Origin of the sequence: Vibrio mytili, from assembly GCF_049563345.1 — a bacterium.
Classification (GTDB): domain Bacteria; phylum Pseudomonadota; class Gammaproteobacteria; order Enterobacterales; family Vibrionaceae; genus Vibrio; species Vibrio mytili.
This window is the reverse complement of the sequence record NZ_CP110481.1, coordinates 1,090,011-1,116,801: the sequence shown is the minus strand read 5'-3', so window position 1 is coordinate 1,116,801 and position 26,791 is coordinate 1,090,011. Positions and strand designations below refer to the sequence as shown.

Sequence of the window (26,791 nt, the reverse complement as noted above, 5' to 3'; positions counted from 1 at the left end):
GCACAGGAAGGAAGGTACCCTCCCTCTCCTCACTATGTGATAAACTCGCCGCTAGCTGTCTATGGCCAAAAAGCTATCTATGCCCAGCAAACTATCTATGGCCAGAAAGGACTTGGCGCACCCTGTCTTGAGCGACACCGACTAATAGATCTGGCTGGAACTTAGAGATAAAACGATCACAACCCACCTTTTGGACCATCGCTTCGTTAAAGCTGCCGCTAAGAGAGGTATTCAAGGTAATAAACAACTTTGACATTCGCGGGTCACTACGTACTTCATGCGTCAGTTTATACCCATCCATCTCTGGCATTTCCGCATCCGTGATCATCATGAGTAGTTCTTTTTCGACATCTTTACCTTCGTCACACCAGCGTTTGAGGAGCGTTAGCGCTTCCAACCCATCGCGGCACTCGATGATGTTAATGCCAAGTTGAGAGAGCGTATCGTTCACTTGATTACGGGCTGTCGAAGAATCATCAACGATCAATACGTTGCGTCCAACCAGTGCTTGGGCCAATTCGTTATCCAAAAGATCGGCAGAAATCGCAACATTGTAATGAACAATCTCCGCGAGCACTTTCTCAACATCGATGATCTCGACGATTTGCGACGATGTCCCCTCTTTGACCTGGGTAATCGCTGTCAGGTAATTCGAGCGACCAGAAGTAGATGGCGGTGGTTGTATTTCTGTCCAAGCGGTGTTGACGATGTTTCTCACCGTACCAACTAAGAAACCTTGTACCGAACGGTTATATTCTGTGACGATCAGGTTCTCTTCTTCTGCTTCCCCTCGCATAGCAGGGAAACCGATAGCACTGCGCAAATCAATCACTGGTACTGCTTCACCTCGCAACGACGCCACGCCACGAATATTGACGTGAGATCCAGGAAGCTTCGTTAACGGAGGAAGTTTAATCACCTCTTTCACTTTAAACACGTTAATCGCAAATAGTTGACGACTGTTTAAAGTGAACAGTAAAAGCTCTAGACGGTTCTCACCAACCAACTTGGTACGTTGATCAACCGCATTCAATACACCGGACATACTACTACCTAAATTAGAAAAAAGATCTCTCTTTCTGTGTAGAGCTGTGTAGGGTTCCCCGCTATACAGAAAACCATGCAGAAAACTTGCCCACAGATGAAATAACGTTACCTACTGAGTATTACATTAATAACATTGATACCGCAATACATCACAGCGCTGCCTCATCTAAAATACAATGAATCTCTGCCATCGCGAAATGGACAACTAACCTTCGATAACCTTCATCAGCAACTGACCATCGTACAGTGCTTGTTTGATAAGAGCAGCGCCTGGCATCGTCGCTTGCTTGTAAAATCGCGACTCAACCAGTTCAAGATCTTGGTGATAAACAGGTAAACTCTGCTCCTCAATACAGCGCTGTATTGCTGGATAAAGCACCTCTTTCGCTTGGTTAATCACACCACCAATCAATACTTTTTCTGGGTTAAATAGGTTGATGACAATCGCGATAGCAGCACCAAGGTAACGACCAAGCTTTTCGATGACATCAACCGCGAGCGGATCCCCGTTCGCAGCGGCTTCACAAATGCTTTCAATCGTCATCTCTTCTTGCTCAGTGAGGATTGAAGCTTCGCCATTAGCGATACGCCTCGCCACCTCTTCACGAATAGCCTGCGAACTTGCAACCGTCTCTAAGCAGCCAATATTGCCACAATGACAACGCTTGCCGTTTGGATCAATTTGAATATGACCCAGTTCACCAATATTACCGTGACGACCAAGCAAAACACGTCCATCAAGAATGATCCCAGCCCCTAAGCCATGGTGAATAGAGATAAGTACTGAATTATCATTCTCTTGGGAGTGTCCAAATAGCTTTTCCGCTAATGCCCAAGCTCGTGTGTCGTTCGCAATAAATACAGGCAGCCCAGTCGCTTTATAGATTTCTGGGCCAAGCGCTAAATTCTCAATGTTATAGTGCGGCATTTGCAATACCACACCTTGTTCGGAATTAATCAAGCCAGGCAGCGTAACCGCAATGCTCGTCACGCGATCCAGTTGATCGGCATACGTCTGAAAAAACTCATCGATTTCAAACAGCAACCTTTCTAGCACGTCCTCTTGGTCAAGTTCGTGAATTTCGATTTTTGTATCAATGAGGACATCACCGCCCAGTTCATGCAACGCAATGGTTAAATAACCGCGCCCTAAGCGCATCGATAGGAACTGCCATCCTTCATTATTGACTTGCAATCCAACCGCAGGTCGACCGCGACTGGTTGCTTCTTGAACCGTAGTTTCATGAATCAAGTGTGCTTCAATTAATTCTCGCGTGATTTTGGTGATACTCGCAGGTGCGAGTTCACTTTGCTTGGATAAATCAATCCGAGAAATTGGACCTTTTAGGTCTATCAGTTTATATACACGACCAGCATTGACCTGTTTGATATGATCAATATGGCCCGGTTGAGCCATGTACATCTTGCACTCCGAAATTCTACAACAGGATAATTTTTTTACTTTGCGAAGTAATTGTGAAGTGAATTGGTAAATCCCCGTGACAAGCATCACGCATAAACCTGTTTGTTTGCGTATTCAATCAAATAACTCACCATAAGCAGATGTTAAATTAGCTCAACAACCACTTATTTTATTCAACAAATTAGGCAAGAAGAGCAAACAAACACTAGAGGCAAACGGAGACGAGATCGTATTCAAACGTTCATCCGACGATGAAGCGATTAGATGTCCTTCATGTTTTTCTATCGGTTCGCCTCAATGTAAACATTCTGTGCATATACTACTTATCAAGATACTTTTATTTGTAGAGATATTTTTATTTATAGAGATATTTCGTTCCACACACTAGCATTCTTCGGAGAATCTATGACTTCTAAACTAAGAAGAACAAAAATTGTCACTACGCTCGGCCCGTCAACCGATAAAGACAATGTGCTTGAAGAAATCATCAAAGCTGGCGCTAACGTAGTGAGAATGAACTTTTCACACGGTACAAGCGATGATCACATCCAACGCGCCAAAAAAGTACGCTCCATTGCAGCAAGATTAGGACGTCAAGTTGCTATTCTCGGCGATTTGCAGGGACCAAAAATTCGAGTGTCAACGTTCAAAGAGGGAAAGATCACACTCAATGTCGGTGATAAGTTCACTCTCGATAGTGAATTAGCCAAAGGAGAAGGTGACCAAGAGGCGGTTGGGTTGGATTATAAAGAGTTACCGCAAGATGTCGCACCTAACGACATTCTGTTACTTGATGACGGCCGAGTTCAACTACAAGTGACGAGTGTAGAAGGGAATAAAGTCCATACTCGCGTGACTGTAGGGGGTCCCCTATCGAATAATAAAGGCATCAACAAAAAAGGCGGCGGCTTATCAGCGGATGCGCTAACAGAGAAAGACAAAGCCGACATTCTCACCGCTGCGGAAATTAAAGTTGATTACTTAGCGATATCCTTCCCACGCAATGGTGAAGACATGCATTATGCCCGCCGTTTGGCTCGTGATGCTGGCTTAGAGGCCAAGTTAGTTGCCAAAGTGGAACGTGCAGAAACCGTCGCGAATAACGATTCGATTGACGATATTATTCTCGCTTCAGATGTTGTCATGGTGGCCCGCGGAGACTTAGGTGTTGAAATCGGTGATCCAGAGCTCATTGCCGTACAGAAAAAACTCATCCGCCGCTCTCGCAGCCTCAACCGAGTTGTGATTACAGCGACACAAATGATGGAATCGATGATTTCCAGCCCAATGCCGACTCGAGCAGAGGTAATGGATGTCGCAAACGCTGTGCTAGATGGTACCGATGCCGTAATGCTGTCAGGAGAAACCGCTGCAGGTCAATACCCTGTCGAAACCGTAAAATCCATGGCAGAGGTATGCTTAGGTGCAGAAAAAATGTCGGAGGCAAGCATCTCGTCCTATCGATTAGATCGCACCTTCGAAACCGCGGAAGATACCATTGCAATGGCGACCATGTACTCAGCAAACCACATGGAAGGAGTCAAGGCAATGATATCGTTAACTGAGTCTGGCCGAACTGCTCTAATGATGTCTCGGTTGAGTTCAGGCTTACCGATTTTTGCGCTTTCACGTAACGAATCCACGCTCAATCGAGCTGCTTTATATCGTGGCGTCACTCCGGTCTATTTTGACTCAAAAAGTGATGGTGGTTTACCAGTGGCGTATGCAGCAATCGAGTGTCTTAAGAACCAAGGCCTGCTTGATGAAGGCGATCTAGTAATCATTACCCAAGGGGATGTAATGGACGTCATTGGCTCAACCAATTGCATGCGTATACTTTCAGCGTAAACATCGGCTACTAACCTTCAGGGCTCTCACTCGAGCCCTGAAATTAAATCACGTGTTTACATTTCTACGCGTGTACATTTTCTAAGCACTTTGCAGTCCTTCAATCCCAAGGTTAAGCCTGTCGTAAAGCTGAACGACGTTATACCCCGCCTGCAACCCGAGTTGGTAATCGTGCTCTAACGATGCTTGATCACTTAACAATGAAGACGATCGCAAACCTTCTTTAGGTGCGATCTGCAATATAAACGCATCATCTGGCGGGTTAGATAAAAACGCTTGAGTGAGCTCAAAGGTTTGATAATGGATCATCAGCATGTCAGCTAAACCCGAATCAAAATTTTCGCCGATAAGATGACTTAAACGATACAAATTATCAGCACCAAACAACCAACGTCCGCCATTAAGAAGAATGTGTCCTGCCAATTTAGATTGGTGAGCGGTATTAATCTTCTGTTGGAAGAAACTCGCCCAATCAGACTTCCAGCGACTGACTTTCTGCTGCCAAGACTGCTGCACCGAGTTTATTGACTCTCGATACCACTCAACCGGTGCACTACCGACTTCACCTTGTTGGCGCGCATCACCTTCTGAAAACGGTTCCGTACGAATCACAATAATGTTACGCGCATTTTGACGCCAAGCTTCCTGCACCGGGATTGAAGCGGAAACACCACCATCAACGTATTTTTGTCCATTCACATCCACCGGACCAAGATACAATTTAGGGATCGCACAAGTGGCTCGCATTGTATTAAACCAAGAGTCACCGAGCATGGGTAAGTATTGGTCAGATAGGTTTTCCACATTCGTTACTGCTGCGAAAGCAAGACGATCACCTAACGTTTTACGACCGAGATCAAGGTCCAACTTGTAGGGAAAATCTTGTATACGCTCAAGTGCCCAATCAAGGCCTAAATATTGTTTTTTACGAATGTAACCGAAGAGATTAAAAAAGTCTGGAGAGGTCGTTAGCTCAGTGATAAACGCTTTACCCATACCATGTTGACGACATAAATAAGGACAAATATTCAGCGCACCAGCTGAAGTGCCATAAAACTCATCGAAAGGATCGAAATTGGAGAGTAAAAATGCATCTAAAACACCAGCGGTAAAAATCCCCCTCTGCCCACCACCTTGCGCGACTAGAGCAGTTTTGCCATGCCTGAAGTGTTCATAAACTTCGGTGTTCAGGTCAGTATGGCTTTCCGTGATTATACCGCTGTTACGTATCATTCGCTTACTGTCACCAAATTAAAGAGAGCAAGTTTCAGTGGCTGCAAATTAAGCTGAAGCGATAGCTATCATCCCAAACGACAACAGCACCGCAAAAACAGCGACAACAATGATCAATGCGGATTTTAGATCGTGTTCCATAAACACCTCCTTGACGTGTAACAAATAAATAACACTGGTGTGAAATATGTTCAAGATTTGCTTAATTTAGTCGCTCGAATATGACTAATCCATCACAATTAGTTTATACCTAAATAACAGAGAGATACTGAGTTCAGTGCGAGTAACTTAGTTTGCAGTTACGACAACAAGAAGAACTTAAGTTACCAAAATACCCGCTACCAAACGGTACACGTTGGCACGGTTTTACTGCAGAAACTAACTTTGACGGCTAAAAACATAAGGAGATGTAAGATGAGAAAAATGGCCCATTGGCTCGTTGGTGGCCTTTTGATCGGCGTCACGTTCAGTACGCAAGCCACTATTCTGGTCACCCCATTTTTGGGTTACACCGGCGGTGGTCATGTAGCAGACGGAAACGGCGAGACCTACGATATTAACCCGGAGATGAGCTACGCGCTCTCTATAGAAGCCCCGTTAGACTCGGGCAAGATCGGCTTATTTTACTCGTACCAATCGACGGAGTTGAAACAACTATCTAACTCAGCAGACATTCATTACCTACAATTTCAAAGCAGTATCGACTACCCTATTTCACCACGCTGGCAAACGTACTTAGGTCTAGGTCTAGGCGGATCATATACAGATGTCGATTGGGTCGATAAAAAATTAGGGTTTTCTGCCAGTGCCTTTGCCGGGCTCAAATATGAATTCTCAGATCGTATTACACTTAACGCACAGCTTAGATGGCTTGGTACGGTCGTGGACAACGACACGACTGGTGCCTGTACGTTACGCACCTCTGATGACTCAAGCTGCGTAATCCAGTTTGACACGAGTTGGATGAACCAATTCCAATCCAATGTTGGTTTTCAATTCCGGTTGTAACTGTTAGTCGACGTCAAAATCAACAAAGGAAATATCATCTAGTAGGTGTATAGAAATTAGACATACCGCCTAAATTATAAAAATAGTCTATATAGCTATTATAGAACCAAATATTCAGTGATTTATATCATAAAATACCCACTAGAAAGCCTTAAACGACCTAATAATAACCAGTATAGCAACATTATAACCAATTCAAACTTCCTATAGTCAATTTAGAATCTGTTGCGCTTAACAATGTTAGAAGTTAGTCTGATTGGCGAAAATAGTTAAATATTTCAACTTTATCAAACACACATCATTATATTAAGAATTAAAAACCAGATTCTCTTAACGAAACCAGCACATAGTTCTAGTTATTAATATATTGTTAGAATTAAGGACAGAAAAACTGACGGATAACAGTTGTCTTTTCTTTTAGCTATCTATGAGAGCCGTGTGAGTTAACGAAGAGAGCTTCATTCCTTAGGGAGTCGTACAGGAGTCAAATATGAAGCGAGAACAATGGGGATCCCGAGCAGGGTTCATTTTAGCAGCAGTAGGATCAGCTATTGGTTTGGGTAACATTTGGCGTTTCCCTTACATGGCCTACGAAAACGGTGGCGGCGCATTTTTTATTCCTTACCTTTTTGCCATGATCACCGCGGGTATTCCATTCATGATCTTAGAGTTCAGTATGGGACAAAAATACCGTGGTTCAGCACCTAAAACATTGGCAAAGATCCATTCAAAGTTTGAATGGCTTGGCTGGTTTCAAGTTGGTGTTGCAGCCGTCATTGCTGTTTACTACGTTGCCGTAATTGGCTGGTCTATCTCTTACCTTGGTTTATCGTTCAATCAGGGTTGGGGCACTGACACAAATGCGTTTTTCTTCAGCGAATACCTTCAACTAGGTGATAACTCTCCAACTGACTTAGGCAGCATCCAATGGAAAATTGCACTATCGATGGTCATTGCTTGGGCGATCACTTATACCGCTATCGCTAGTGGCGTAAAGTCCGGTATAGAGCGAGCGTCTAAAATCTTGATGCCAATCCTATTCTTAATGGTTTTATTCCTGATTGGTCGTATGATTTTCCTACCAGGCGCACTGGACGGCGTAAACTACATGTTCGAACCAGATTTTAGTAAGATTTGGGACGTGAAAGTATGGGCCGCGGCGTATGGTCAGATCTTCTTTACCCTAAGTATCGGCTTTGCCATTATGCTGGCTTATTCAAGCTACTTGCCAGAAAAATCAGATATCACAAATAATGCGTTTATGACCGTATTGATTAACTGTGGCTTCTCTATCCTGGCCGGTATCATGATTTTTTCTGTTCTAGGTTATATGGCACAAGAACAAGGCAAACCGTTAACAGAGGTCGTTTCCGCAGGGGTCGGATTGGCTTTCGTTACCTTGCCTGCGGCAATTAATCTATTGCCTGCACCTTATATTCTTGGTCCACTCTTTTTCTTTGCACTGGTTGTTGCAGGATTAAGCTCTCATATCTCTATCATGGAGGCCGTAACCTCTGCCATCATCGATAAATTGAAGTGGAGTCGCAAAAAGGCCGCTAACGTAGTCATCGGCACTGGCTTTATCATTTCAATGGCTTTTGCAACCAACGGTGGTCTATTACTTCTGGACCTCGTCGACCATTTCGCGAATAACGTCGGTATCATGGTTGGTGGACTAGTAGAAATCCTATTGATGGCGTGGCTATTAAAACGTATTCCGGAAGTTCGCACTTACGTCAACGAACGCTCAGACTTTTCTATTGGTAGTTGGTTTGAAGTCTGCCTACGCTTTGTAACACCTATCATGCTAGCGATTATTCTTGCAACGAAACTTTATGCACTATTTACTGAGGGTTATGGTGGTTACGACTTAACCTTGGGCTGGGCATTGATCGCCGCCCTCTTTATCTTCGGCCTATTAATTAACGCAGTAAATCGCAAGGAGACAACAAAATGACAATCAGTGCAATCATCATGATGGTTCTTGGTTTAGGCATTACTTGGGGTGGTGCTGCAATTTGCATCAAACGAGCAATGAATAACCAATAATTAAAACAGCGCCAAATACCAATAAAAAAATGCCGGCTTACTATCACCGGCATTTTTTATTTGAGGGTATTAGGGGAAAATTAAATCAGAAACTGTACTTCACACCCACTGCACCACCAATCTGCAAGTCGACACCTTTGTACAGATCAAGTTCAGGATGCAGCTGTGCATACAAATCCCACCCTTGGTAAAAGTCCCAGTTAATTCCAAGTGGCACACGTAATCCAAATTCGTCATCCCATTCGTACCAACCACCAGCACCAACATACCACGTCACTGGGGCACTTTGATTAAAAGCGCCACGTTTAGCAATATAATCAAACGCTAAACCGTCGTTTCCGATAATACCTCGGTAAGTATTATCAATTTCAACCACCACGCTTAGTTGTTGATCAACTGCCATACCGACGGCTAAATCCGACGACCCGTTTGCTGCCATCACTGAACCAGACATTAAACCAGCTGCTATTACTACCATTAATTTCTTATTCATATCTCTCTACTAACTTTGTTTAAATACACCATCAGTGATAATTCAATCATTACCGTATTTTTGTGTGTCAACAATGGGTAAGAGTCTAGTTTAGAAATATAACTTGCGCTAAAGATCACGTATCAGACTGTGAGAGAATCCGGTGTTTCATAAAACAATAAAGGAGGCCGAAGCCTCCTTGCGTTATGTATGAATGTCTGTGATTAACCGTGATTACGAATCCACTCATCCATTTCAGTTTTAAGGTTGTCAGACTTGGTGCCAAAGATAGCCTGAACGCCGCCAGCAACAACAACAACACCTGCCGCGCCTAGCTGCTTCAACTTGTCTTGATCAACCTGTGCTGTGTCTGCAACTGCGACACGGAGGCGAGTGATACACGCATCTAAACCGGTAATGTTCGCTTTGCCACCAAATGCAGCCACTAAATCACCGCCCATATCAGAACCAGAAGATGACGTTACTTGCTCAGTCTCGTCTTCACGACCAGGCGTTTTGAGATCAAGTGCGGTGATGACCGTACGGAATACTACGTAGTAAATGATAGCGTAAACAATACCAACACCAACCATGAGCAGCATTTTGTGAGCGTTGCCAGATAGAACAAGAAAGTCGATTAAGCCATGAGAGAACGACGTACCATGCACAAAACCAAGTGTGTTTGATACAACGTATGCAGACCCCGCCAGTAATGCATGGATACCGTAAAGCAATGGCGCAACAAACAGGAATGAGAACTCAATCGGCTCAGTAATACCAGTTAGAAATGAAGTCAATGCTGCCGATACCATAATACCCAGAACTTTTGCACGGTTCTCTGGTTTCGCACAGTGAGCAATTGCAATCGCAGCAGCTGGTAGACCAAACATCTTGAACATATAACCACCCGCCAACTGACCAAAGCCATTGCCAGCAACGCGAGAAGCTTCATCAGCAACGAGGTAACAAGTTAGAACACCATGCTGGGTTTGACCAGCAGCGTTAACACAAGTACCGGCTTCGAAGAAGAATGGGACGTTCCAAACGTGATGCAAACCAAATGGGATAAGAGAACGTTCCACGATACCGTAGATACCAAAGGCGACTTGCGGGTTTTGGTGAGCTGCCCAATCCGAGAATGCAGAAATACCACTGCCGATTGGAGGCCAAATAACAGAAAGGACAACACCAAGAATAATGGCACCAAAACCTGTGATGATTGGCACAGCTCGTTTACCGGCAAAGAAACCTAGATATTCTGGGAGTTGAATCTTGAAGAAACGATTAAATGCCCAAGCAGCTAAACCACCGGATAGGATCCCACCTAAAACCCCCGTATCAATTTTCTCCACGCCCATAACGCCAGCCAAAACACCTAACGTTGCCGTCATAATGCCGTAACCGACGATCGCTGCAAGACCCGCAACACCATCGTTGTTCGTAAAACCAAGCGCAACACCTACAGCAAAGAGTAGCGCCATTTGACCAAATACTGATCCCCCAGCTTGCTCCATTAAATCGGAAACAATATCTGGGATAAAACTAAGGTGGGCAGCACCAACACCTAATAGAATACCTGCAACCGGTAATACTGACACTGGCAACATCAGAGATTTACCGACCTTTTGCAGGTTAGCAAAAGCATTTTTCAACATGTTCAAGCTCCTGATAATTATGAATATTATTTGAGTCTAACGGCTTACCCCCGCAGCCTGTATGTTAGAACTCAGTTTAGGTCGCGACCTAGGCGAAAGTATATTTTATGCCTCGAAATATATTATTGATTACCTTCAAATTTCGAAGACAATAATTCGGTGCAGATCACGAATAATAAAAATATGCAGCATTTAACTGCTTGTTCTACTCAAGTGACTTGAGCATAAATTGGCAAAACATCATACAGGTAACTATTACAAACACACCTCGACTTACCCATTACACTCAAAAATGCAAGTGATTGTCTATTGCAGTCAGTGTCAGTGCTAGAAGTATAGAACAGGAAAGTTTACGTGTACCGGACAGTGCACTATATGAGGGTTTGACGTGCCACAAATAATTAAGCCCGCTGTATAAAGCGGGCTTAAAATTAACGGCTTGCTTATTTGGTTAGATGGTCACTGACGAGAGTGGATTTCATGCAATGGCTCTCTGTCATACATATAAAACTGTATTGCAGAATAGGCAGCATAAAGTCCTAACGTCGCGAGCACATAAACCATTTTCTCTCTTTCTCGAGATAAATAAGCGGACAAATTACGATGCACTTCATTGTTAGAGCTATTGACCTGTAACAGGTACTTACCTAGAGACTTACCTAGCAATTTAAAGCAGATTGCACAATAACCTAAGTACACCCCAATAAAGACCAATAACATCCCAAGTACGAGAGCAAGTAAAATTGGTAAAGCGATATCATCATTCAATGAGAACCCCTCTAACCCAGTACTCCATATACTCGATATCAGCAAAGCAAGAACAGTCAGAACAACCTGAGTAAACATTTTTGCGATCATCAGGTCGATAACAAATGCGCCTGTTCTTCGAAATTTGTCACCAATACTCATTATTTACCAAGTATTGAGTTGATTTGAGCTTTGAAACCAGCTGCTTCAGCACCGTAAATAGCCTGAATACCAGTGTCACCAACTTTTACTAGTCCGCGAGCACCAAGCTCTTGTGTCCAGTAATCGTTACCTTTCACTTTAGAACCATCTTTAACAGTGATACGTAGACGAGTAATACAAGCATCAACGTCAACGATGTTATCAGCACCACCAAGTGCCTCAATCATGTCTTTCGCTTTTTGGTTGTCGCCCGCGCCGCTTTTCGCTGCATGGTAATCTTTCTTAGAAACAACGGCTACTGCACTACCTTTACGACCAGGAGTTTTAACGTCGAATTTAACGATAAACCAACGGAAAACAAAGAAGTAAATAAACGCGTACGCGATACCAACTAGAGGGATGTAGTACCAGTTGTTTTCAACACCCGTTACGCCAGGAAGTACACCGAATAGTGAGAAGTCAATGAAACCACCACTAAATGTCATACCAACTTTAACATTCAGCATATCCATTAGCAGGAATGAGATACCCGCTAGCGGAACGTGAATTGCGTAGTAAAGCGCTGGAGACAAGAATAGGAACGTAAATTCAATTGGCTCAGTGATACCGGTTAGGAACGCTGTAAGCGCTACAGAGAACAATAGACCACCAGCCGCTTTCTTATTCTCAGCATCAGCTAGGGAGTACATTGCGTATGCTGCTGCTGGTAGACCAAACATCATGAATGGGAATTTACCAGTCATAAAGTTAGTAGAAGTAAACTGAGAGAAATCGCCTGATGCTAGAGATGCGAAGAATACGTTTTGTGTACCTTTGATCACTTCACCTGCCACTTCTGCAGTCGCACCGATTTCGGTTTGCCACAGTGGTAGGTAGAATACGTGGTGCAGACCCACTGGGATTAGAGAACGCTCAATAACACCGAAGATGAACGATGCAACGTAACCGTTACCAGATGCTGTCAAATCACCAAGAGCTGCGCCGATCGCACCGAAAGCAGCACCAAAGAATGGCCAGATAAACGTCAGCACAATACCGTAGAATAGCGCAGCGAACGCACTGATGATTGGCACAAAACGAGCACCACCGAAGAAGCCTAGGTAATCAGGCAGTTTTGCATCGTGGTATTTGTTGTGAAGAACAACCGTAATTGCACCCGCGATCAAGCCACCAAATACACCCATACTTAATGTATTAGCGATGCCTAGTGTATCCGCTAGCACACCCGCGTACTCGCTACCCATAAGGATAACGGTGTTCGCGTCAGCATTGATCATGTTTGCTACGACCAGCGTTTTCGCAATCGCAACGTTCATCACCAAGTATGAGATAAGCGCAGCAAGTGCAGCAGCACCCTTTTCAGCACGCGCGAAACCCACGGCAATTGCTAATGCAAACATAACAGGTAGGTTGGCAAAAACGATACCACCCGCAGCTGTCATTACTTGAAGGAAGCTATTAAGCAAGCTGCCGTCTTGTAGCATACCAATGTGGTACGCTTCGATCATAGTAGGGTTAGTAAAACTACCCCCGATACCCAACATAATACCCGCAGCTGGAAGCAATGCGATTGGCAGCATGATGGACTGTGAAAGTTTACTAAAGAAACCTTTCATTAGTTTTGCTCCTGATAAAATTTTTAGAATGTTAGAACACTAGCGGCACACCCCCGTAAGCCTAAATGCTAGTCTCCATAGAAGATATAAGAGCATCTGCTATATATTTTCCAGCTCTAAATATATCGCGTTGCTGGGAGCGGTTTCTAGTTATGGATCAAGTTTAGTTTCAAAGTAATAGACAGATCACAATCCAAAACCCAGAAAGAAATCCATTACATACCGCATATCTTGTTGTTATTTAATAATAAAATTAAATACAAGGTGTTTTTATACGAGTAAACAAAACCGATCTCATTGTTACTTTTTATCACAAAATAAATAACGATAAATTTGACCGCAAAAAACCAACAGAATTAGTTAACAGCTAACCAATGTGGCGAAACAAGCGATAAAACCAAATAAAAGGGGGTATGACCCCCCTTTTTTGCTCAAAACTTGGTTTCTATCGATAAAAAAGATCACGGAAGTTTTGGCTGGTTTTTTGTGCGACATCAGATAACGCACATGCCTTTAGTTGGGCAATATAGGCTGCAACCTCAACAACATAAGCGGGTTGATTTTCTTTACCTCGATGAGGAACAGGTGCCAAATACGGAGAATCGGTTTCAATAAGTAACCTTTCTAAAGGAAGATTTTTGACGACTTCTTTCAGTTCTGTAGCCTGACGGAAAGTGACAATACCTGAAATTGAAATATAAAAACCGAGCTCAAGCGCGGCTTCGGCAAATGCAGCGTCCTCTGTAAAGCAATGGATCACGCCACCGCATCTCTCCGCTCCCCCATTCCGTAAGATATTTAACGTATCTTCACGAGCGTTTCGAGTATGAATAATCAACGGCTTATTTAGGTCTACAGCAAGCTCGACGTGCTGTTCAAAACGCTCTCTCTGCAGCGCAGCCGTATCAGGCTGGTAATGATAATCGAGTCCTGTTTCGCCAATAGCGATCACTTTTTTATGTGATGCATACTGATGCAAAGTTTCCAATGAGAAATCACTTTCCACATCCAACGGGTGCACACCACATGAAGCATGTACATTGTCGTACGGTTCGATCATCTCTAACATGTTTGGAAATGAGTCTAGTGTTACCCCAACAGAAAGCAGTTCATTGACATTGGCCTGCTTTGCTTTATTAATAACGTCTTCCACACTCGTGTGAAGTTCATCGTAATTCAGTTTGTCTAGATGACAATGCGAATCTACGAACATAATGCCTCTCGTGATTCAATTAACCAGTTCATTGATAATAGCTCAACGTTCAATCCTGGGAAGGATTGCACCTGAGCCTTGAGTTGTATCAGTTTTTTCGCTGATACATATAGCCCATTGTAATGATTGGGCTTAAAGGTTCTCGCTCCGGGCAACATATCGGTTTCGGATACACCAAATAGTGCTTTTTGCGCATCCGTTAGCAGCAACCAAGCCCAGTCGATCGCTTTATCTGCATTTTTTGCTATCCAAGACGCACATTGAGAGACATCACCGGACGGTGAAGATAGAGCATCGATCAAACTGCGTTCAAAAGCTAAATACTCGTCTAGTTCACCTGACTTTAACGCCGCTAACGTGTTGATCGGCGACCCCATACTCAGCTTCAATGCATATGCTGGAACCTGCGACATTCCATTTTCATGTAGCCATTGCATCGCCTGCTCAGTTGAAGGTGATGTTACTGCCCACAATTGACACCGACTGCGTATAGTAGGAAGTAAATGCTCTGGATTAGCGGTAACCAGTAAAAACACGCATTTCGAACCCGGTTCTTCCAACGTTTTCAATAATGCATTCGAAGCAGATTCATTCATCGCGTCTGCTGGTTCAATAACAAAGATCCGATAACCATTTAATTGGGAAGACTCTTGCGCAAGTCGACTACAAGCTCGAATCTGTTCGACAGTTATCGCTTTACCTTCTTTCTCTGGTGTGATTCGGTGAAAATCTGGATGACTGTTCGAGTGAACCAACTGACAGCTGTGACAAAAGCCACACGCTTCACTTGGGTAATTTTGGCACAATAATGCATGGCAAAACCGTTCGACTAATGCACCAACGGCCAGCCCTGCCTCACTTTGTAACAGTAACGCACCGGGTATCCGATCAGCCTCTAAGCCAGCTTTGAGATTCTCCCAAACGGGTTTTAGCCACGGTAAATCATCTAGCATGCTTCACCTAAACTTACATTTAGCGTATTCACGTTCATGTTACTCACATTCACTTACTGTTTGGACAACCAATCGTTCAACGCAGCACGAATATCGCGAGACACCTCATCAATGGGCTGCGCTGCATTGATCACCACGATAGAAGGATCGCTATGTGCTATGTCTAAATATCGTTCACGAGTACGTTCAAAAAAGCTAATATCCATCTTTTCGATTCGGTCTAACTCACCCCGACCTCTCGCTCTTTCTAGGCCGATGCGCGGATCAATATCCATATACAACGTAAATGCAGGCTTAAAGTCACCCAATGTGGTATCACGCAAGTTCTTCATTAACGTGGCGTCTATTTGACGTCCACCACCTTGATAAGCTTGAGAAGACAGATCATGACGATCACCAACCACCCACTGTCCGTTTGCTAACGCTGGTTTAATTACGTTTTCTACCAGTTGTACTCGCGCAGCATAGAGGAGAAGTAATTCTGTCATGTCTTTCAACTCCTCCCCTTCATGCTCTTCTTTCACCAACGCACGCATTTTTTCAGCCAGTGGGGTTCCACCGGGTTCACGTGTATTCACGATGTCCTGAATACCCGCTTGTTTGAGCGTGTCTAATACCGTTTGGATCGCCGTGCTTTTACCTGCGCCTTCAAGGCCTTCCACAACAATAAAGTTTGCTTTCATCATCTGTTCTTTCTTAATTCTCGTAAATAGGCACGCACTGCGCGGTTGTGCTCGGCAAGCGATTTAGAAAAGACATGCCCGCCTTTTCCACTTGCGACAAAATATAAATAACCACTGCTTTCTGGATTGAGCGCAGCTTTAATAGAGGCTTCTCCCGCCATAGCGATAGGGGTTGGCGGCAGTCCATCAATGACGTAGGTATTGTAAGGGGTCGATGTCCTTAAATCCTTTTTACGGATATTTCCATCATAGTCATCACCCATGCCATAAATCACCGTTGGGTCGGTTTGCAAGCGCATATGACGGTTTAATCGATTCACAAACACAGAAGCGACACGTTCACGCTCTGAGTCAATAGCGGTTTCTTTTTCAATAATAGAAGCAAGGATTAATGCTTCGTATTTGTTCTTAAGTGGTAAATCAGCTTGGCGTGACTCCCAGCGACTATCTAAAATGGAGTTTAACTCATGGTGGGCACGCTTAAGTAACTGGCTTTCACTAGCACCTGCCGTGTAATGATAAGTTTCAGCTAAAAAGAGCCCTTCTAACTTATCACGTTGAATACCTAGCTTGGCTGCCATATCCTTTTCTGGCAAGTCACTGAGATCGTGCTCAATATAGGGAGCGTCTTTCAATAAATCGATCCACTCAGAGAAACGACTACCTTCAACAAACGTTATAGCAAACTGATGTTCTTTGCCACTATTGAGGTGCTCTAAGGCTTGGTAGAACGACATCTTCGTGTCTAGCTGGTAAGTACCAGCACGCACTTGTACTAGTTCAGGATAGAGACGGGGGATCACTCGCGTGTAATCTGAAGCCTCGATAACCTGCTCTTCAATCAACTGGCGTATTACTTGGTTAAAGCTAGCACCGCTTTTAACCGTAAATAACTGAGGTTGGTCAATTTGGATTGGCTGATTGATATAGTGTTTTGTCTGCGAAACGACGTAATAAACACCTGCAGCGCCAAGCAAAGCAATTAGCACAATAAAAGCCAATAGTTTTTTAATCACTTAGTTAAATTCCCTTGCAGTCGTTGAGTCAGTTTCCCTTGTGGAAAAAGCATTTTTTTATTGGAAATAGTAATACTCCTGATAGGAGCAATACCGAGTAGTGAGTTACACATGAACGCTTCATCAGCATCAAGCAGGTCTTCCAAAAGATAGTCGCCTATGTTCACGTACGTCTTTTCGGTAGCGAGCAGCTCTAACACCTTACGGCGCATGACGCCCGCGACACCGGACATGGTTAACTCGGGCGTGAAAACCTTATGATCTTTAACCCAAAAAAGGTTGGCCATTGTAGTTTCAATGACATGGTTTTGCACATTTAAGGTCACAGCGTCCGCAAATTCGGTACTTTCAAGTTCTGCTTTGGCAAGCACTTGCTCAAGTCGATTATTATGCTTGTGTCCGGCAAGAAGCGGCTGAATTCCTAAACGGGTTTCACATAAGCCAAGGTCTACACCTTGTTTACGCCAAGCAGGATAATGACTCGGATAGGAGAAATTTGAGATAGTCACGGTCGGCTTGTCAATCCCTGCTGGACTATACCCTCTTCCACCATGACCGCGGCTAACATGGATTTTAACGCCTGCGTACTCGTCTGCCATTGCAGCTTGATTCGCCCACTCTAAGACAAGAGACCAATCGGGAGAAGGTATCATTAATGCTTTCAAACAAGCATCAAGGCGCTCTACATGCGCTTGCCAATAAAGCAGTTCTCCTTCCTTGGTGAGAATAGTGGTAAAACAACCGTCTCCATACTGAAAGGAACGGTCATCCAAGGAAACATGAGACTGCGGAACACCATTTACCCAAAACATTCAGCTACCTTTAATTCGCAGATATCAAATAAAACAAAACGGCTCAATGCTAAGCATCGAGCCGTTAGATTACAAGTTCTGACAGTCCAAATAAGGACTATTCTGCGAACTTTTTAAAGACTAAAGAACCGTTCGTACCACCAAAACCAAACGAGTTACAGATGGCATACTCCATACCATCTACCTTACGTGCAGTGTGTGGAACTAAGTCGATATCTAGACCTTCTTCTGGATCATCAAGGTTAATTGTTGGCGGAACAATTTGATCAACCAACGACATAATTGTGATGATCGCTTCAACTGAGCCAGCAGCACCAAGTAGGTGGCCAGTCATAGACTTTGTTGAAGATACAAGAACTTGTTTCGCGCCTTCTTCACCAAGAGCACGTTTCACACCCTTGATCTCCGCAACATCACCAGCTGGAGTCGACGTTCCATGTGCGTTAACGTAACCCACTTGTGTACCTGTGATGTTGGCATCACGCATTGCCGCTTCCATAGCTAGTGCACCACCTGAACCATCTTCACTAGGAGAAGTCATGTGGTAAGCATCACCAGACATACCAAAGCCTACAAGTTCAGCGTAAATCGTCGCACCGCGAGCTTTTGCATGTTCATACGACTCCAGTACAACGACGCCTGCACCATCACCGAGAACGAAACCATCGCGGCCTTTATCCCAAGGACGTGAGGCTTTTTGAGGTTCATCATTACGGGTCGATAGCGCTTTAGCAGCACCAAAGCCTGCCATACCTAAAGGTGTGGACGCTTTCTCAGCACCACCTGCAACCATTGCATCCGCATCTCCATAGGCAATCATGCGAGCAGCATGGCCGATGTTATGCAGACCTGTCGTACATGCGGTAGAAATCGCAATGTTTGGACCACGAAGGCCACGCATGATAGATAGGTTTCCTGCAACCATATTAACGATGGTTGATGGAACAAAAAATGGACTGACTTTGCGAGGGCCTTTTTCAACTAACGCGGTGTGACCTGATTCGATAAGTTCTAGGCCACCAATACCTGAGCCGATTGCAACACCAACTCGAGCCGCGTTTTCTTCGGTAATTTGTAAGCCAGAGTTATCTAGAGCTTGGATACCCGCTGCGATGCCGTACTGGATAAACAAATCCATTTTACGTGCATCTTTTTTAGACATGTACTCTGTGCAATCGAAATCTTTAACAAGACCTGCGAAACGAGTCGAGAAATTCGTAGTATCGAAATGATCGATATCCACGATACCGCTTTGACCTTCTAGCAGGGCTTTCCAAGATGATTCGACTGTGTTGCCTACCGGTGACAACATACCCATGCCAGTGACAACTACACGATGCTTGGACACGATATAATTCTCCGGGAATTAAATTCTATTGTGAGAGGATAGAAGAAGTTAGAAAAAACTCAGGCGGTCTAGGAGACCGCCTGGAAGAGATAATTACTGAGCGCTGTTTACGTAGTCGATTGCAGCTTGAACAGTAGTGATCTTCTCAGCTTCTTCATCAGGAATCTCAGTGTCGAATTCCTCTTCTAGAGCCATAACTAGTTCTACAGTGTCTAGAGAATCAGCACCTAGATCGTCAACGAAAGAAGCTTCGTTTTTAACTTCTGCTTCGTCTACACCTAGCTGTTCAACAATGATTTTCTTTACGCGTTCTTCGATGTTGCTCATTTTTCTTTTCCTTTACAGATTTCGCCTAATGCGATGTTTCCGTAGTTTATTCGAACTATTGAAAGTTGCAAGGGGGTCCTTGCTGGTCAAACCACAAAATTAGCGAATTTAACCGAATTTCAATACATTTTTGACTTAAATCATGCACAAATCTTGCGCACAAGCACGACAAGCTTATAACAGCTACCAGCAACTATAGGCTATTTTAAAAAATGTAAAATAACTTATTTTGCATAAACTGTCATTTTAAACCATGTACATGCCACCATTTACATGCAAAGTTTCACCAGTTATGTACGCTGCTTCAGGTGAAGCAAGAAATACAACTGCTGATGCAATTTCACGTGGATCACCCAAACGACCGGCTGGTACATTCGACAACGTTGCAGCACGTTGGTCGTCATTTAATGCTTTAGTCATGTCTGTTTCGATGAAACCAGGAGCAACAGTGTTCACTGTAACACCACGAGAAGCAACTTCACGAGCCATCGATTTTGTGAAACCGATCACACCTGCTTTTGCTGCTGCGTAGTTAGCTTGACCTGCATTGCCCATTGTTCCGACAACCGAACCGACGTTGATAATACGACCTGCACGTTTTTTCATCATGCCACGTAGTACCGCCTTCGACATACGGTAAATCGGAGTCAAATTCGTATCGATGATGTCATTCCACTCATCATCTTTCATGCGCATTAACAGATTATCACGCGTAATACCCGCGTTATTTACGAGGATATCGATAACACCGAACTCTTCATTGATCGTTTTCAGTGTTGCTTCGATAGACTCGACATCTGTTACGTTTAGTGCAAGACCTTTACCGTTACCGTCTAGATACTCACTGATTGCAGCTGCGCCGCCTTCAGATGTTGCCGTACCAATAACGGTTGCACCGCGCTCAACAAGAAGTTCTGCGATCGCGCGGCCAATACCACGACTGGCGCCTGTCACCAGCGCGACCTTACCTTCTAGATTCATCATGTTGTGTTTCCTTTTCTTATCGTGGCGTAAGCACTAAATTATTTCGCTGCTTCTAACGACGCGACATCGTTGACCGCTGCTGCACTTAACGTTTTCACGATACGTTTTGTTAGACCTGTTAGTACTTTACCAGGACCAAGCTCAAGCAGAGTTTCAACGCCCTGCTCGCTCATTAGCTGAACGCTTTCAGTCCAGCGTACTGGGCTATGTAACTGACGAACAAGCGCGTCTTTGATTTTAGCTGGGTCAGTTTCTGCTACCACATCAACGTTGTTAATAACAGGAAGTTGCGGTTGATTAAATTCGACTGACTCTAGCGCAACGGCTAACTTCTCTGCCGCTGGCTTCATTAGAGCGCAGTGAGATGGTACTGACACAGGAAGAGGAAGCGCACGTTTGGCTCCAGCTTCTTTACACAAGGCTCCAGCTCTCTCTACCGCATCTTTGCTACCAGCGATAACAACTTGTCCAGGAGAGTTAAAATTGACAGGAGAAACAACCTCACCTTGCGCAGCTTCTTCACATGCTTTTGCAATAGACGCATCATCCAAACCAATGATTGCGTACATTGCACCCGTGCCTGCTGGTACTGCTTCTTGCATCAATTGGCCACGAAGTTCAACAAGCTTGATGGCTTCTTTAAAATCGATAACGCCTGCACAAACAAGTGCTGAATACTCACCCAAACTGTGCCCCGCTAAGTTAGCTGGCTGCTCAAGGCCTTGTTCTTGCCATACACGCCAAATAGCCACAGACGACGCTAACAATGCTGGCTGTGTACGGAAAGTTTGATTTAGATCTTCAGCAGGCCCATTTTGAACAAGCGCCCAAAGATCGTAACCTAGTGCGTCAGATGCTTCTGCAAAAGTTTGTTTTACTACGTCATATTGTTCGCCTAGATCTGCAAGCATACCGACAGCTTGAGAACCTTGGCCTGGAAATACGATAGCAAACTTGCTCATGTTTTATCCCTTTAAGCAAAGTAAAAAGAAATAAGATGCACCAAGTGCACCTTAAATTTTGAATTCTCGTGAAACCTAGAACTTCACCAGGGCAGAACCCCAAGTGAATCCGCCACCGAATGCTTCAAGCAGCAACGTTTGTCCACGCTTGATACGACCATCACGTACCGCTTCATCCAGCGCAGTAGGTACTGTCGCGGCTGACGTATTGCCGTGCTTGTCTAGTGTGACGACAACCTGATCCAGTGACATAGAAAGCTTTTTCGCGGTCGCTGAAATGATCCGGTAGTTCGCTTGATGCGGCACTAGCCAGTCTAGTTCAGATTTATGCATATTGTTGGCTTCTAGCGTATCTTTGACTAACTTAGACAGCTGAGTCACCGCAACTTTAAACACTTCGTTACCAGCCATATGCAGCCATTTATCCGCATCTTGACCACGCTGAGGCACTTCTAAACTCAATAGATCGCCAAATTTTCCGTCAGCGTAAATGTGCGTGGAAATGATACCAGGCTCTTCACTTGCACCAACAACAACGGCGCCCGCACCATCGCCAAACAAAATGATGGTTGATCGATCTGTCGGGTCACAAGTCTTAGACAACGCATCGGAGCCAATAACCAGTACCTTTTTACACATGCCTGATTTAATGTGTTGATCAGCGACTGAAAGGCCGTAAATAAAGCCAGAGCAAGCCGCGGCAATGTCAAACGCCGGGCATCCTTTAATGCCTAGCTTCCCTTGCACCTGACAAGCCGATGAAGGGAAAGTATGGCTACTACTTGTTGTTGCGACAATAATCAGGTCGATATCATTTTTATCGATACCCGCCATATCGATAGCTTGCTCAGCAGCCAAATATGCCATGTCAGCTACAGTTTCATTTTCTGCAGAAATTCGACGCTCTTTAATACCCGTGCGAGCAACGATCCACTCATCACTAGTATCTACCATTTTCTCCAAGTCTGCGTTTGTACGCACCTGAGATGGCAGGTAGCTGCCAGTACCTAAAATTTTGCTAAACATGAAGACTAATAATGCCTCTCGAGTAAAACCGCTTCCAAACGATCGCTAATACGGCTTGGTACTTGTCGTTTGACCTCATGTACTGCCTCGCCAAGTGCATTGACAATCGCAGATACATCCGCACTTCCATGGCTTTTTATGACAATGCCGCGCAATCCTAGCAAACTTGCGCCGTTATACTGGTCGGGGTTCAGTGTTTTTAGTTCAGTAAATAGCCGAGAAAACAACTTTCTAGCAATCCAACCCTTTATCGTAGAGGCCATCATACTGCTTTTAATTTTTTCGATAAAAAGTTGAGCAGTTCCCTCACTAGCTTTCAAGCATACGTTACCGACAAAGCCATCACAAACAATGACGTCAGCAACATCATGCAAAATTTGATTACCTTCAATATAACCGACAAAATGGATTGCATCAGTTTGGGAAAGCATTTCTGCACAACGTTTAACTAAATCGTTGCCTTTAATTTCTTCTGCACCGATATTTAAAATTGCCACCCGGGCCCGATGACCTAAATGCTGTTCAGCCAACGCACTGCCCATCACTGCAAACTGAAACAGACTGTCTGCGTCACAGGATACATTTGCACCTAAATCCAGCATCCAAGTACGTTGACCACTCACCGTAGGCAACGCGGATACCAACGCAGGACGCTCAATTCCAGGAAGTAATTTGAGAACAAAACGAGATAGCGCCATCAAGGCTCCGGTATTGCCTCCGCTGACGCAGGCGTCCGCTTCCTGATCTAAAACCAGTTCAATCGCTTTACGCATCGAGCTATCTCGGCTATTGCGCAATGCCAATGACGGTTTTTCGCAGTTCGATATAACTTTCTCGCTATGAAGAATAGCCAAACGAGGACCGGTAGAAACACCTAATTGAGATAATTGAGACGTGATCAAAGATTGATCACCAATAAGGATCACTTTTAGCTCTGGGAAATGAGACAGTGCCTGCACGGCGGCAGGCACTGTTACGCGAGGACCAAAATCCCCGCCCATTGCATCAAGTGCAACGGTAATACTTTGCAAAGGATCAACCTTACTTGTTGATAACCTTCTTGCCACGGTAGTAACCTTCAGCAGTTACGTTGTGACGTAGGTGAGTTTCACCAGAAGTCGCGTCTACAGATAGTGCAGCTGTAGTTAGCGCATCGTGTGAACGACGCATACCGCGCTTAGAACGAGTTTTACGGTTTTTTTGTACGGCCATTGACCCTACTCCTATACTATTGGGTTAAAAATCTGAATAAGAAATGGCTACCACACCGTTTACTTTTTCAGACTTTTCAAAACGTCGAATGGGTTCGGTTTCTTTTCCTCAATTTCTTCAGGAAGCTCACCAAAAACCATGTTATTTGAATCAACGCTACAATCCGCTTCATCGTGCATTGCTATTTGAGGCAATTCTAAGATGAACTCATCTTCAACCAGTTGTATAAGGTCTAATTCACCGTATTCATTTAGATCTACCAAATCATAAATGTCTGGTGCTTCCTCTTCCGTCTTCTCACCGTAGTAAGGAGTGTAAAGGAATTCAACTTCACACGCGTGTGTGAATACCTCATTACAACGCTGACATTCTAAATCGACGTCGATGTTAGCTTTACCAGAGATAACAACGAGTCGCTGTTCATCCATCTCAAATGACAATGAGACTTCTGCGTCGCGTTTTACGCCTTCAGTTGCTTTCGCTAAGCGTTTGAAAAGACTCGCCTGAACAATGCCATCGTAATCTAATCGTTTTTGTGCCGCTTTAGCCGGGTCAACCGTTCGCGGTATCTTTACCTTTTGCATAGGGCGCGAATATTATCTTCCAAATCAAAATTAGTCAAAGAAAAAGGCAAAAAAGTTGTTCTTTTTTGCGCTTATCATACAGAGCATTAGCCAGAATCATTTTTGATCGTTTATCCTATCGGAAATGCTCTTGTGAATTGTAATTCAAAATGAAAAATTACCAACTGGTTTTAGCTTCAACTTCCCCTTTTCGCAAACAACTGCTGGAAAAGCTTTCTATTCCATTTATTTGTTTATCACCGAATTGTGACGAAACGCCTCTAGATCACGAAAAACCAACAGAACTCGTCATGCGACTAGCAAAGAATAAAGCCACTTCCTGTCGCGTTGACCAACCGAGTTTAGTCATCGGTAGCGATCAAGTTTGCGTGATTAACAACAATATCGTTGGTAAACCACTCAATCGACAAAACGCCATCACACAATTACTTGACCAAAGCGGCAAAGTCATCACTTTTTACACAGGTCTTGCCGTTCACAACACCGACACAGGCCACACTGAAACGGCTTATGATACCTTCGAGGTGCACTTCCGCGATTTAACTCGTGAACAGATTGAGCGTTATGTTGATAGAGAGGAGCCATTTTACTGTGCAGGCAGCTTTAAAAGTGAAGGAATGGGAATTTGCTTATTTACACAACTGTTAGGTAAAGATCCGAACACGCTTGTAGGTTTGCCACTGATTGACTTAATTGACATGTTGCGCGTTCAAGGGTTGGATGTTCTTTAACCCAAATACAATTGAGGGAGCCAATGGCTCCCTTAGGTGTTTTTTAGATTAGAAGTTGCTTTTAGCCAAAAGTTACTTTAGGCAGAAACGTAGGCGAAAAAACACCGTTAAGCTTTTCTTAAACCAGCCAGCATTTTTTCTAACTTAGGTTCCATCTTCGCGTTAATTTCCATCCACTCATCATTTGAAGGATGCTGGAACTTGATATTCGCCGCATGGAGGAAAAGTCGGTCTAAACCAAACTGTCCTGTATAGGCATCAAAACGACGATCGCCATATCGGTCATCCCAAGCAATTGGATGGCCTGTATACTGAGTATGCACTCGTATTTGGTGCGTACGGCCAGTAATAGGGCTTGCTTGAATTAGTGTCGCCTGCTCAAATTTTTCGAGTACTTTAAAACGCGTTTCAGACGGTTTTCCGTTTGGGTTTACCCGTACAATGCTATTTACTTCATTTTTTAGCAGCGGGGCATTCACGACTTTACAACTGCTTTTCCATTGCCCCATGACTAAAGCGAAGTAAAACTTCTTCACCGTCTTTGCTCGAAATTGAGCTTGCAAGTGACGTAAAGCAGACCGTTTTTTCGCCACCAGCAAAATTCCCGAGGTGTCTCTATCAATACGGTGAACAAGCTCAAGGAAGCGAGCTTCAGGCCGCAATGCACGTAACGCTTCTATTGCCCCAAATTTTAAGCCGCTGCCACCATGAACAGCCGTACCCGATGGCTTATTGAGAATTAACATATGATCATCTTCATAGATGATCATATGTTCTAACTCTGCTACGCGGTTAAGCTTAGTGCTTGGTGCTACGTCGTCTTCTTTCTTTTCTATCGTTACAGGAGGAATACGAACCAAATCACCTGATTTGAGTTTGTATTCTGCTTTGATGCGTTTTTTATTGACGCGCACTTCTCCCTTACGCACGATTCGATAAATCATGCTTTTGGGAATGTCTTTTAATTGGTTACGCAAAAAATTATCAATGCGTTGACCGGCCATGTCTTCGTCGATATCGACGAACTGGACTTGTGTTCTTATTTCGCTCATGGGCGCTATTGTAAACCCAATTCCGTTCGACTTCACATTATTCTTGTCGCAAAACAAACAGTCGACAGTATAGGCTAGTCTAAAAATCGCCAAGTTTTTGTTTAAATTATTAAAAGTCTCAATCAAGTTCTCCGTTTCTTTTCGATCTTATCCAAATTACATGATTCAATTGCTTATGAAACAGCCAGTTATCAAATAGAAAATTTGAATTAAGCACCAATTTTTCTATCGTTTAACTCAAAGCAGATTGCTGATAGCCACGCGCACTGCTATAGTTCACAGCTGCTAAGGAAGAGTTGGTTACATTTCATTCATTACCAATAAAAATTCCTCAAGCAATGTGAGTAGATTGTTGATAATCAAGTGCTGCATTGGCGTAAGACACGTTGATTTCAATACTCTTGCCACTCTACTCCTCGCATATTCACGTTGAGTACCTACCGCCCAACAGCGGGTTACAAGTCTACGTTTTCGACAGAGACCTAAAGAGATTTGTAATAACTGAAGTGCCCTAGAGCATCCCCTTCCAGCCGGGAGGCTGCAAACTACAAGCCATGGGATCAGGCACCGTGAAAAAGCGACAAAACAGTGGCAAGCCGACAAGAAAGATAAAAGAAAAGACAACGAG

General features: G+C 44.0%; 27 protein-coding genes. 5 read left to right on the top strand and 22 right to left on the bottom strand.

The genetic code is table 11. The features are described 5' to 3' along the window. Window positions 1-91 precede the first annotated feature (91 nt). Together ONE56_RS05225 and mlc are read right to left on the bottom strand one after the other, a co-directional pair. The gene (locus tag ONE56_RS05225) at window positions 92-1,045 is read right to left on the bottom strand and encodes a chemotaxis protein CheV (RefSeq protein WP_423840350.1); all 954 of its coding nucleotides are present in this window, start codon (window positions 1,043-1,045) and stop codon (window positions 92-94) included. A 207-nt stretch (window positions 1,046-1,252) separates the two neighbouring features. Then, window positions 1,253-2,470, bottom strand: a complete 1,218-nt coding sequence (gene mlc, locus ONE56_RS05220) for a sugar metabolism global transcriptional regulator Mlc (protein WP_041156391.1) — start codon at window positions 2,468-2,470, stop codon at window positions 1,253-1,255. A 405-nt stretch (window positions 2,471-2,875) separates the two neighbouring features. Here mlc and pyk point away from each other — a divergent pair, with 405 nt between their 5' ends. Then, window positions 2,876-4,318: a pyruvate kinase gene (gene pyk / locus ONE56_RS05215; RefSeq protein ID WP_415679368.1), complete on the top strand. Its 1,443-nt coding sequence runs from the start codon at window positions 2,876-2,878 to the stop codon at window positions 4,316-4,318. An 81-nt stretch (window positions 4,319-4,399) separates the two neighbouring features. Here the strand turns inward: pyk and ONE56_RS05210 are convergent, their stop codons facing one another. Then, complete coding sequence (locus tag ONE56_RS05210; protein ID WP_331438024.1) at window positions 4,400-5,551, bottom strand: patatin-like phospholipase family protein; 1,152 nt, start codon at window positions 5,549-5,551, stop codon at window positions 4,400-4,402. Window positions 5,552-5,599: 48 nt separating this feature from the next. Continuing rightward, window positions 5,600-5,692, bottom strand: a complete 93-nt coding sequence (locus ONE56_RS05205) for a YnhF family membrane protein (protein WP_128814697.1) — start codon at window positions 5,690-5,692, stop codon at window positions 5,600-5,602. A gap of 273 nt (window positions 5,693-5,965) precedes the next feature. Here ONE56_RS05205 and ONE56_RS05200 point away from each other — a divergent pair, with 273 nt between their 5' ends. From ONE56_RS05200 to ONE56_RS05190, 3 genes are all read left to right on the top strand, one after another. After that, window positions 5,966-6,559 (top strand): outer membrane beta-barrel protein, encoded by a 594-nt coding sequence (locus ONE56_RS05200; RefSeq protein ID WP_423840349.1) that lies wholly within the window; start codon window positions 5,966-5,968, stop codon window positions 6,557-6,559. Between the two features lie 490 nt (window positions 6,560-7,049). Next, window positions 7,050-8,516 carry a sodium-dependent transporter gene (locus ONE56_RS05195; protein ID WP_331438026.1) on the top strand — a complete coding sequence of 489 codons (1,467 nt, stop codon included), beginning with the start codon at window positions 7,050-7,052 and terminating at the stop codon, window positions 8,514-8,516. Further along, window positions 8,513-8,608: a MetS family NSS transporter small subunit gene (locus tag ONE56_RS05190; RefSeq protein ID WP_128814698.1), complete on the top strand. Its 96-nt coding sequence runs from the start codon at window positions 8,513-8,515 to the stop codon at window positions 8,606-8,608. The genes ONE56_RS05195 and ONE56_RS05190 overlap by 4 nt, the downstream gene beginning before the upstream one ends. Window positions 8,609-8,693: 85 nt before the next feature. On the opposite strand, the gene ONE56_RS05185 is transcribed toward ONE56_RS05190, so the two are convergent. The 17 genes from ONE56_RS05185 to yceD form a co-directional block, all read right to left on the bottom strand. Continuing rightward, complete coding sequence (locus tag ONE56_RS05185; protein WP_041156394.1) at window positions 8,694-9,101, bottom strand: hypothetical protein; 408 nt, start codon at window positions 9,099-9,101, stop codon at window positions 8,694-8,696. A 203-nt stretch (window positions 9,102-9,304) separates the two neighbouring features. Further along, window positions 9,305-10,735, bottom strand: a complete 1,431-nt coding sequence (gene ptsG, locus ONE56_RS05180) for a PTS glucose transporter subunit IIBC (protein WP_331438027.1) — start codon at window positions 10,733-10,735, stop codon at window positions 9,305-9,307. 459 nt (window positions 10,736-11,194) lie between these two features. After that, entirely contained in the window at window positions 11,195-11,644 is a 450-nt protein-coding gene (locus tag ONE56_RS05175; RefSeq protein ID WP_041156396.1) for an RDD family protein, read from the bottom strand. Next, a complete protein-coding gene (locus tag ONE56_RS05170; protein ID WP_041156397.1) occupies window positions 11,644-13,260 on the bottom strand; it encodes a PTS transporter subunit EIIC in 1,617 nt (538 codons plus the stop codon). Before ONE56_RS05170 ends, ONE56_RS05175 begins: the two co-directional genes overlap by 1 nt. 445 nt (window positions 13,261-13,705) lie before the next feature. Beyond that, window positions 13,706-14,473: a TatD family hydrolase gene (locus ONE56_RS05165; protein ID WP_423840348.1), complete on the bottom strand. Its 768-nt coding sequence runs from the start codon at window positions 14,471-14,473 to the stop codon at window positions 13,706-13,708. After that, window positions 14,464-15,426: a DNA polymerase III subunit delta' gene (locus ONE56_RS05160; protein ID WP_331438028.1), complete on the bottom strand. Its 963-nt coding sequence runs from the start codon at window positions 15,424-15,426 to the stop codon at window positions 14,464-14,466. Before ONE56_RS05160 ends, ONE56_RS05165 begins: the two co-directional genes overlap by 10 nt. Window positions 15,427-15,479: 53 nt before the next feature. Beyond that, a complete protein-coding gene (tmk, locus tag ONE56_RS05155; protein WP_041156400.1) occupies window positions 15,480-16,112 on the bottom strand; it encodes a dTMP kinase in 633 nt (210 codons plus the stop codon). Then, the gene (gene mltG / locus ONE56_RS05150) at window positions 16,109-17,125 is read right to left on the bottom strand and encodes an endolytic transglycosylase MltG (RefSeq protein ID WP_423840347.1); all 1,017 of its coding nucleotides are present in this window, start codon (window positions 17,123-17,125) and stop codon (window positions 16,109-16,111) included. Before mltG ends, tmk begins: the two co-directional genes overlap by 4 nt. Further along, a complete protein-coding gene (gene pabC, locus ONE56_RS05145; RefSeq protein WP_423840346.1) occupies window positions 17,122-17,937 on the bottom strand; it encodes an aminodeoxychorismate lyase in 816 nt (271 codons plus the stop codon). Before pabC ends, mltG begins: the two co-directional genes overlap by 4 nt. Before the next feature lie 97 nt (window positions 17,938-18,034). Further along, complete coding sequence (gene fabF / locus ONE56_RS05140; RefSeq protein ID WP_041156404.1) at window positions 18,035-19,285, bottom strand: beta-ketoacyl-ACP synthase II; 1,251 nt, start codon at window positions 19,283-19,285, stop codon at window positions 18,035-18,037. A 93-nt stretch (window positions 19,286-19,378) separates the two neighbouring features. Further along, on the bottom strand, window positions 19,379-19,612 hold the full coding sequence (acpP, locus tag ONE56_RS05135) for an acyl carrier protein (protein WP_004406112.1): 234 nt from the start codon (window positions 19,610-19,612) through the stop codon (window positions 19,379-19,381). Between the two features lie 246 nt (window positions 19,613-19,858). Then, window positions 19,859-20,593, bottom strand: a complete 735-nt coding sequence (fabG, locus tag ONE56_RS05130; RefSeq protein WP_041156445.1) for a 3-oxoacyl-ACP reductase FabG — start codon at window positions 20,591-20,593, stop codon at window positions 19,859-19,861. Window positions 20,594-20,634: 41 nt separating this feature from the next. After that, on the bottom strand, window positions 20,635-21,558 hold the full coding sequence (gene fabD / locus ONE56_RS05125; RefSeq protein ID WP_415679366.1) for an ACP S-malonyltransferase: 924 nt from the start codon (window positions 21,556-21,558) through the stop codon (window positions 20,635-20,637). Window positions 21,559-21,633: 75 nt separating this feature from the next. Further along, window positions 21,634-22,584, bottom strand: a complete 951-nt coding sequence (locus tag ONE56_RS05120) for a beta-ketoacyl-ACP synthase III (RefSeq protein WP_331438031.1) — start codon at window positions 22,582-22,584, stop codon at window positions 21,634-21,636. Window positions 22,585-22,589: 5 nt separating this feature from the next. After that, window positions 22,590-23,615 carry a phosphate acyltransferase PlsX gene (gene plsX, locus ONE56_RS05115; protein ID WP_331438032.1) on the bottom strand — a complete coding sequence of 342 codons (1,026 nt, stop codon included), beginning with the start codon at window positions 23,613-23,615 and terminating at the stop codon, window positions 22,590-22,592. A 10-nt stretch (window positions 23,616-23,625) separates the two neighbouring features. Next, entirely contained in the window at window positions 23,626-23,796 is a 171-nt protein-coding gene (gene rpmF, locus ONE56_RS05110) for a 50S ribosomal protein L32 (RefSeq protein WP_014232495.1), read from the bottom strand. Window positions 23,797-23,855: 59 nt separating this feature from the next. Beyond that, window positions 23,856-24,380: a 23S rRNA accumulation protein YceD gene (gene yceD / locus ONE56_RS05105; RefSeq protein WP_041156406.1), complete on the bottom strand. Its 525-nt coding sequence runs from the start codon at window positions 24,378-24,380 to the stop codon at window positions 23,856-23,858. Between the two features lie 149 nt (window positions 24,381-24,529). On the opposite strand from yceD, the gene ONE56_RS05100 reads away from it, so the two are divergent. Next, window positions 24,530-25,111 (top strand): nucleoside triphosphate pyrophosphatase, encoded by a 582-nt coding sequence (locus ONE56_RS05100; protein ID WP_331438033.1) that lies wholly within the window; start codon window positions 24,530-24,532, stop codon window positions 25,109-25,111. Window positions 25,112-25,218: 107 nt separating this feature from the next. Here ONE56_RS05100 and rluC read toward each other — a convergent pair whose 3' ends face one another. Beyond that, window positions 25,219-26,163: a 23S rRNA pseudouridine(955/2504/2580) synthase RluC gene (rluC, locus tag ONE56_RS05095; protein WP_331438034.1), complete on the bottom strand. Its 945-nt coding sequence runs from the start codon at window positions 26,161-26,163 to the stop codon at window positions 25,219-25,221. Window positions 26,164-26,791 lie beyond the last annotated feature (628 nt).

Excerpts from the sequence above, each read along its gene's own strand:
- ONE56_RS05225 (WP_423840350.1), bottom strand. The coding sequence starts at position 1,045 with ATGTCCGGTGTATTGAATGCGGTTGATCAACGTACCAAGTTGGTTGGT.
- mlc (WP_041156391.1), bottom strand. The coding sequence starts at position 2,470 with ATGTACATGGCTCAACCGGGCCATATTGATCATATCAAACAGGTCAAT.
- pyk (WP_415679368.1), top strand. The coding sequence starts at position 2,876 with ATGACTTCTAAACTAAGAAGAACAAAAATTGTCACTACGCTCGGCCCG.
- ONE56_RS05210 (WP_331438024.1), bottom strand. The coding sequence starts at position 5,551 with ATGATACGTAACAGCGGTATAATCACGGAAAGCCATACTGACCTGAAC.
- ONE56_RS05205 (WP_128814697.1), bottom strand. The coding sequence starts at position 5,692 with ATGGAACACGATCTAAAATCCGCATTGATCATTGTTGTCGCTGTTTTT.
- ONE56_RS05200 (WP_423840349.1), top strand. The coding sequence starts at position 5,966 with ATGAGAAAAATGGCCCATTGGCTCGTTGGTGGCCTTTTGATCGGCGTC.
- ONE56_RS05195 (WP_331438026.1), top strand. The coding sequence starts at position 7,050 with ATGAAGCGAGAACAATGGGGATCCCGAGCAGGGTTCATTTTAGCAGCA.
- ONE56_RS05190 (WP_128814698.1), top strand. The coding sequence starts at position 8,513 with ATGACAATCAGTGCAATCATCATGATGGTTCTTGGTTTAGGCATTACT.
- ONE56_RS05185 (WP_041156394.1), bottom strand. The coding sequence starts at position 9,101 with ATGAATAAGAAATTAATGGTAGTAATAGCAGCTGGTTTAATGTCTGGT.
- ptsG (WP_331438027.1), bottom strand. The coding sequence starts at position 10,735 with ATGTTGAAAAATGCTTTTGCTAACCTGCAAAAGGTCGGTAAATCTCTG.
- ONE56_RS05175 (WP_041156396.1), bottom strand. The coding sequence starts at position 11,644 with ATGAGTATTGGTGACAAATTTCGAAGAACAGGCGCATTTGTTATCGAC.
- ONE56_RS05170 (WP_041156397.1), bottom strand. The coding sequence starts at position 13,260 with ATGAAAGGTTTCTTTAGTAAACTTTCACAGTCCATCATGCTGCCAATC.
- ONE56_RS05165 (WP_423840348.1), bottom strand. The coding sequence starts at position 14,473 with ATGTTCGTAGATTCGCATTGTCATCTAGACAAACTGAATTACGATGAA.
- ONE56_RS05160 (WP_331438028.1), bottom strand. The coding sequence starts at position 15,426 with ATGCTAGATGATTTACCGTGGCTAAAACCCGTTTGGGAGAATCTCAAA.
- tmk (WP_041156400.1), bottom strand. The coding sequence starts at position 16,112 with ATGATGAAAGCAAACTTTATTGTTGTGGAAGGCCTTGAAGGCGCAGGT.
- pabC (WP_423840346.1), bottom strand. The coding sequence starts at position 17,937 with ATGTTTTGGGTAAATGGTGTTCCGCAGTCTCATGTTTCCTTGGATGAC.
- acpP (WP_004406112.1), bottom strand. The coding sequence starts at position 19,612 with ATGAGCAACATCGAAGAACGCGTAAAGAAAATCATTGTTGAACAGCTA.
- fabG (WP_041156445.1), bottom strand. The coding sequence starts at position 20,593 with ATGAATCTAGAAGGTAAGGTCGCGCTGGTGACAGGCGCCAGTCGTGGT.
- fabD (WP_415679366.1), bottom strand. The coding sequence starts at position 21,558 with ATGAGCAAGTTTGCTATCGTATTTCCAGGCCAAGGTTCTCAAGCTGTC.
- ONE56_RS05120 (WP_331438031.1), bottom strand. The coding sequence starts at position 22,584 with ATGTTTAGCAAAATTTTAGGTACTGGCAGCTACCTGCCATCTCAGGTG.
- rpmF (WP_014232495.1), bottom strand. The coding sequence starts at position 23,796 with ATGGCCGTACAAAAAAACCGTAAAACTCGTTCTAAGCGCGGTATGCGT.
- yceD (WP_041156406.1), bottom strand. The coding sequence starts at position 24,380 with ATGCAAAAGGTAAAGATACCGCGAACGGTTGACCCGGCTAAAGCGGCA.
- ONE56_RS05100 (WP_331438033.1), top strand. The coding sequence starts at position 24,530 with ATGAAAAATTACCAACTGGTTTTAGCTTCAACTTCCCCTTTTCGCAAA.
- rluC (WP_331438034.1), bottom strand. The coding sequence starts at position 26,163 with ATGAGCGAAATAAGAACACAAGTCCAGTTCGTCGATATCGACGAAGAC.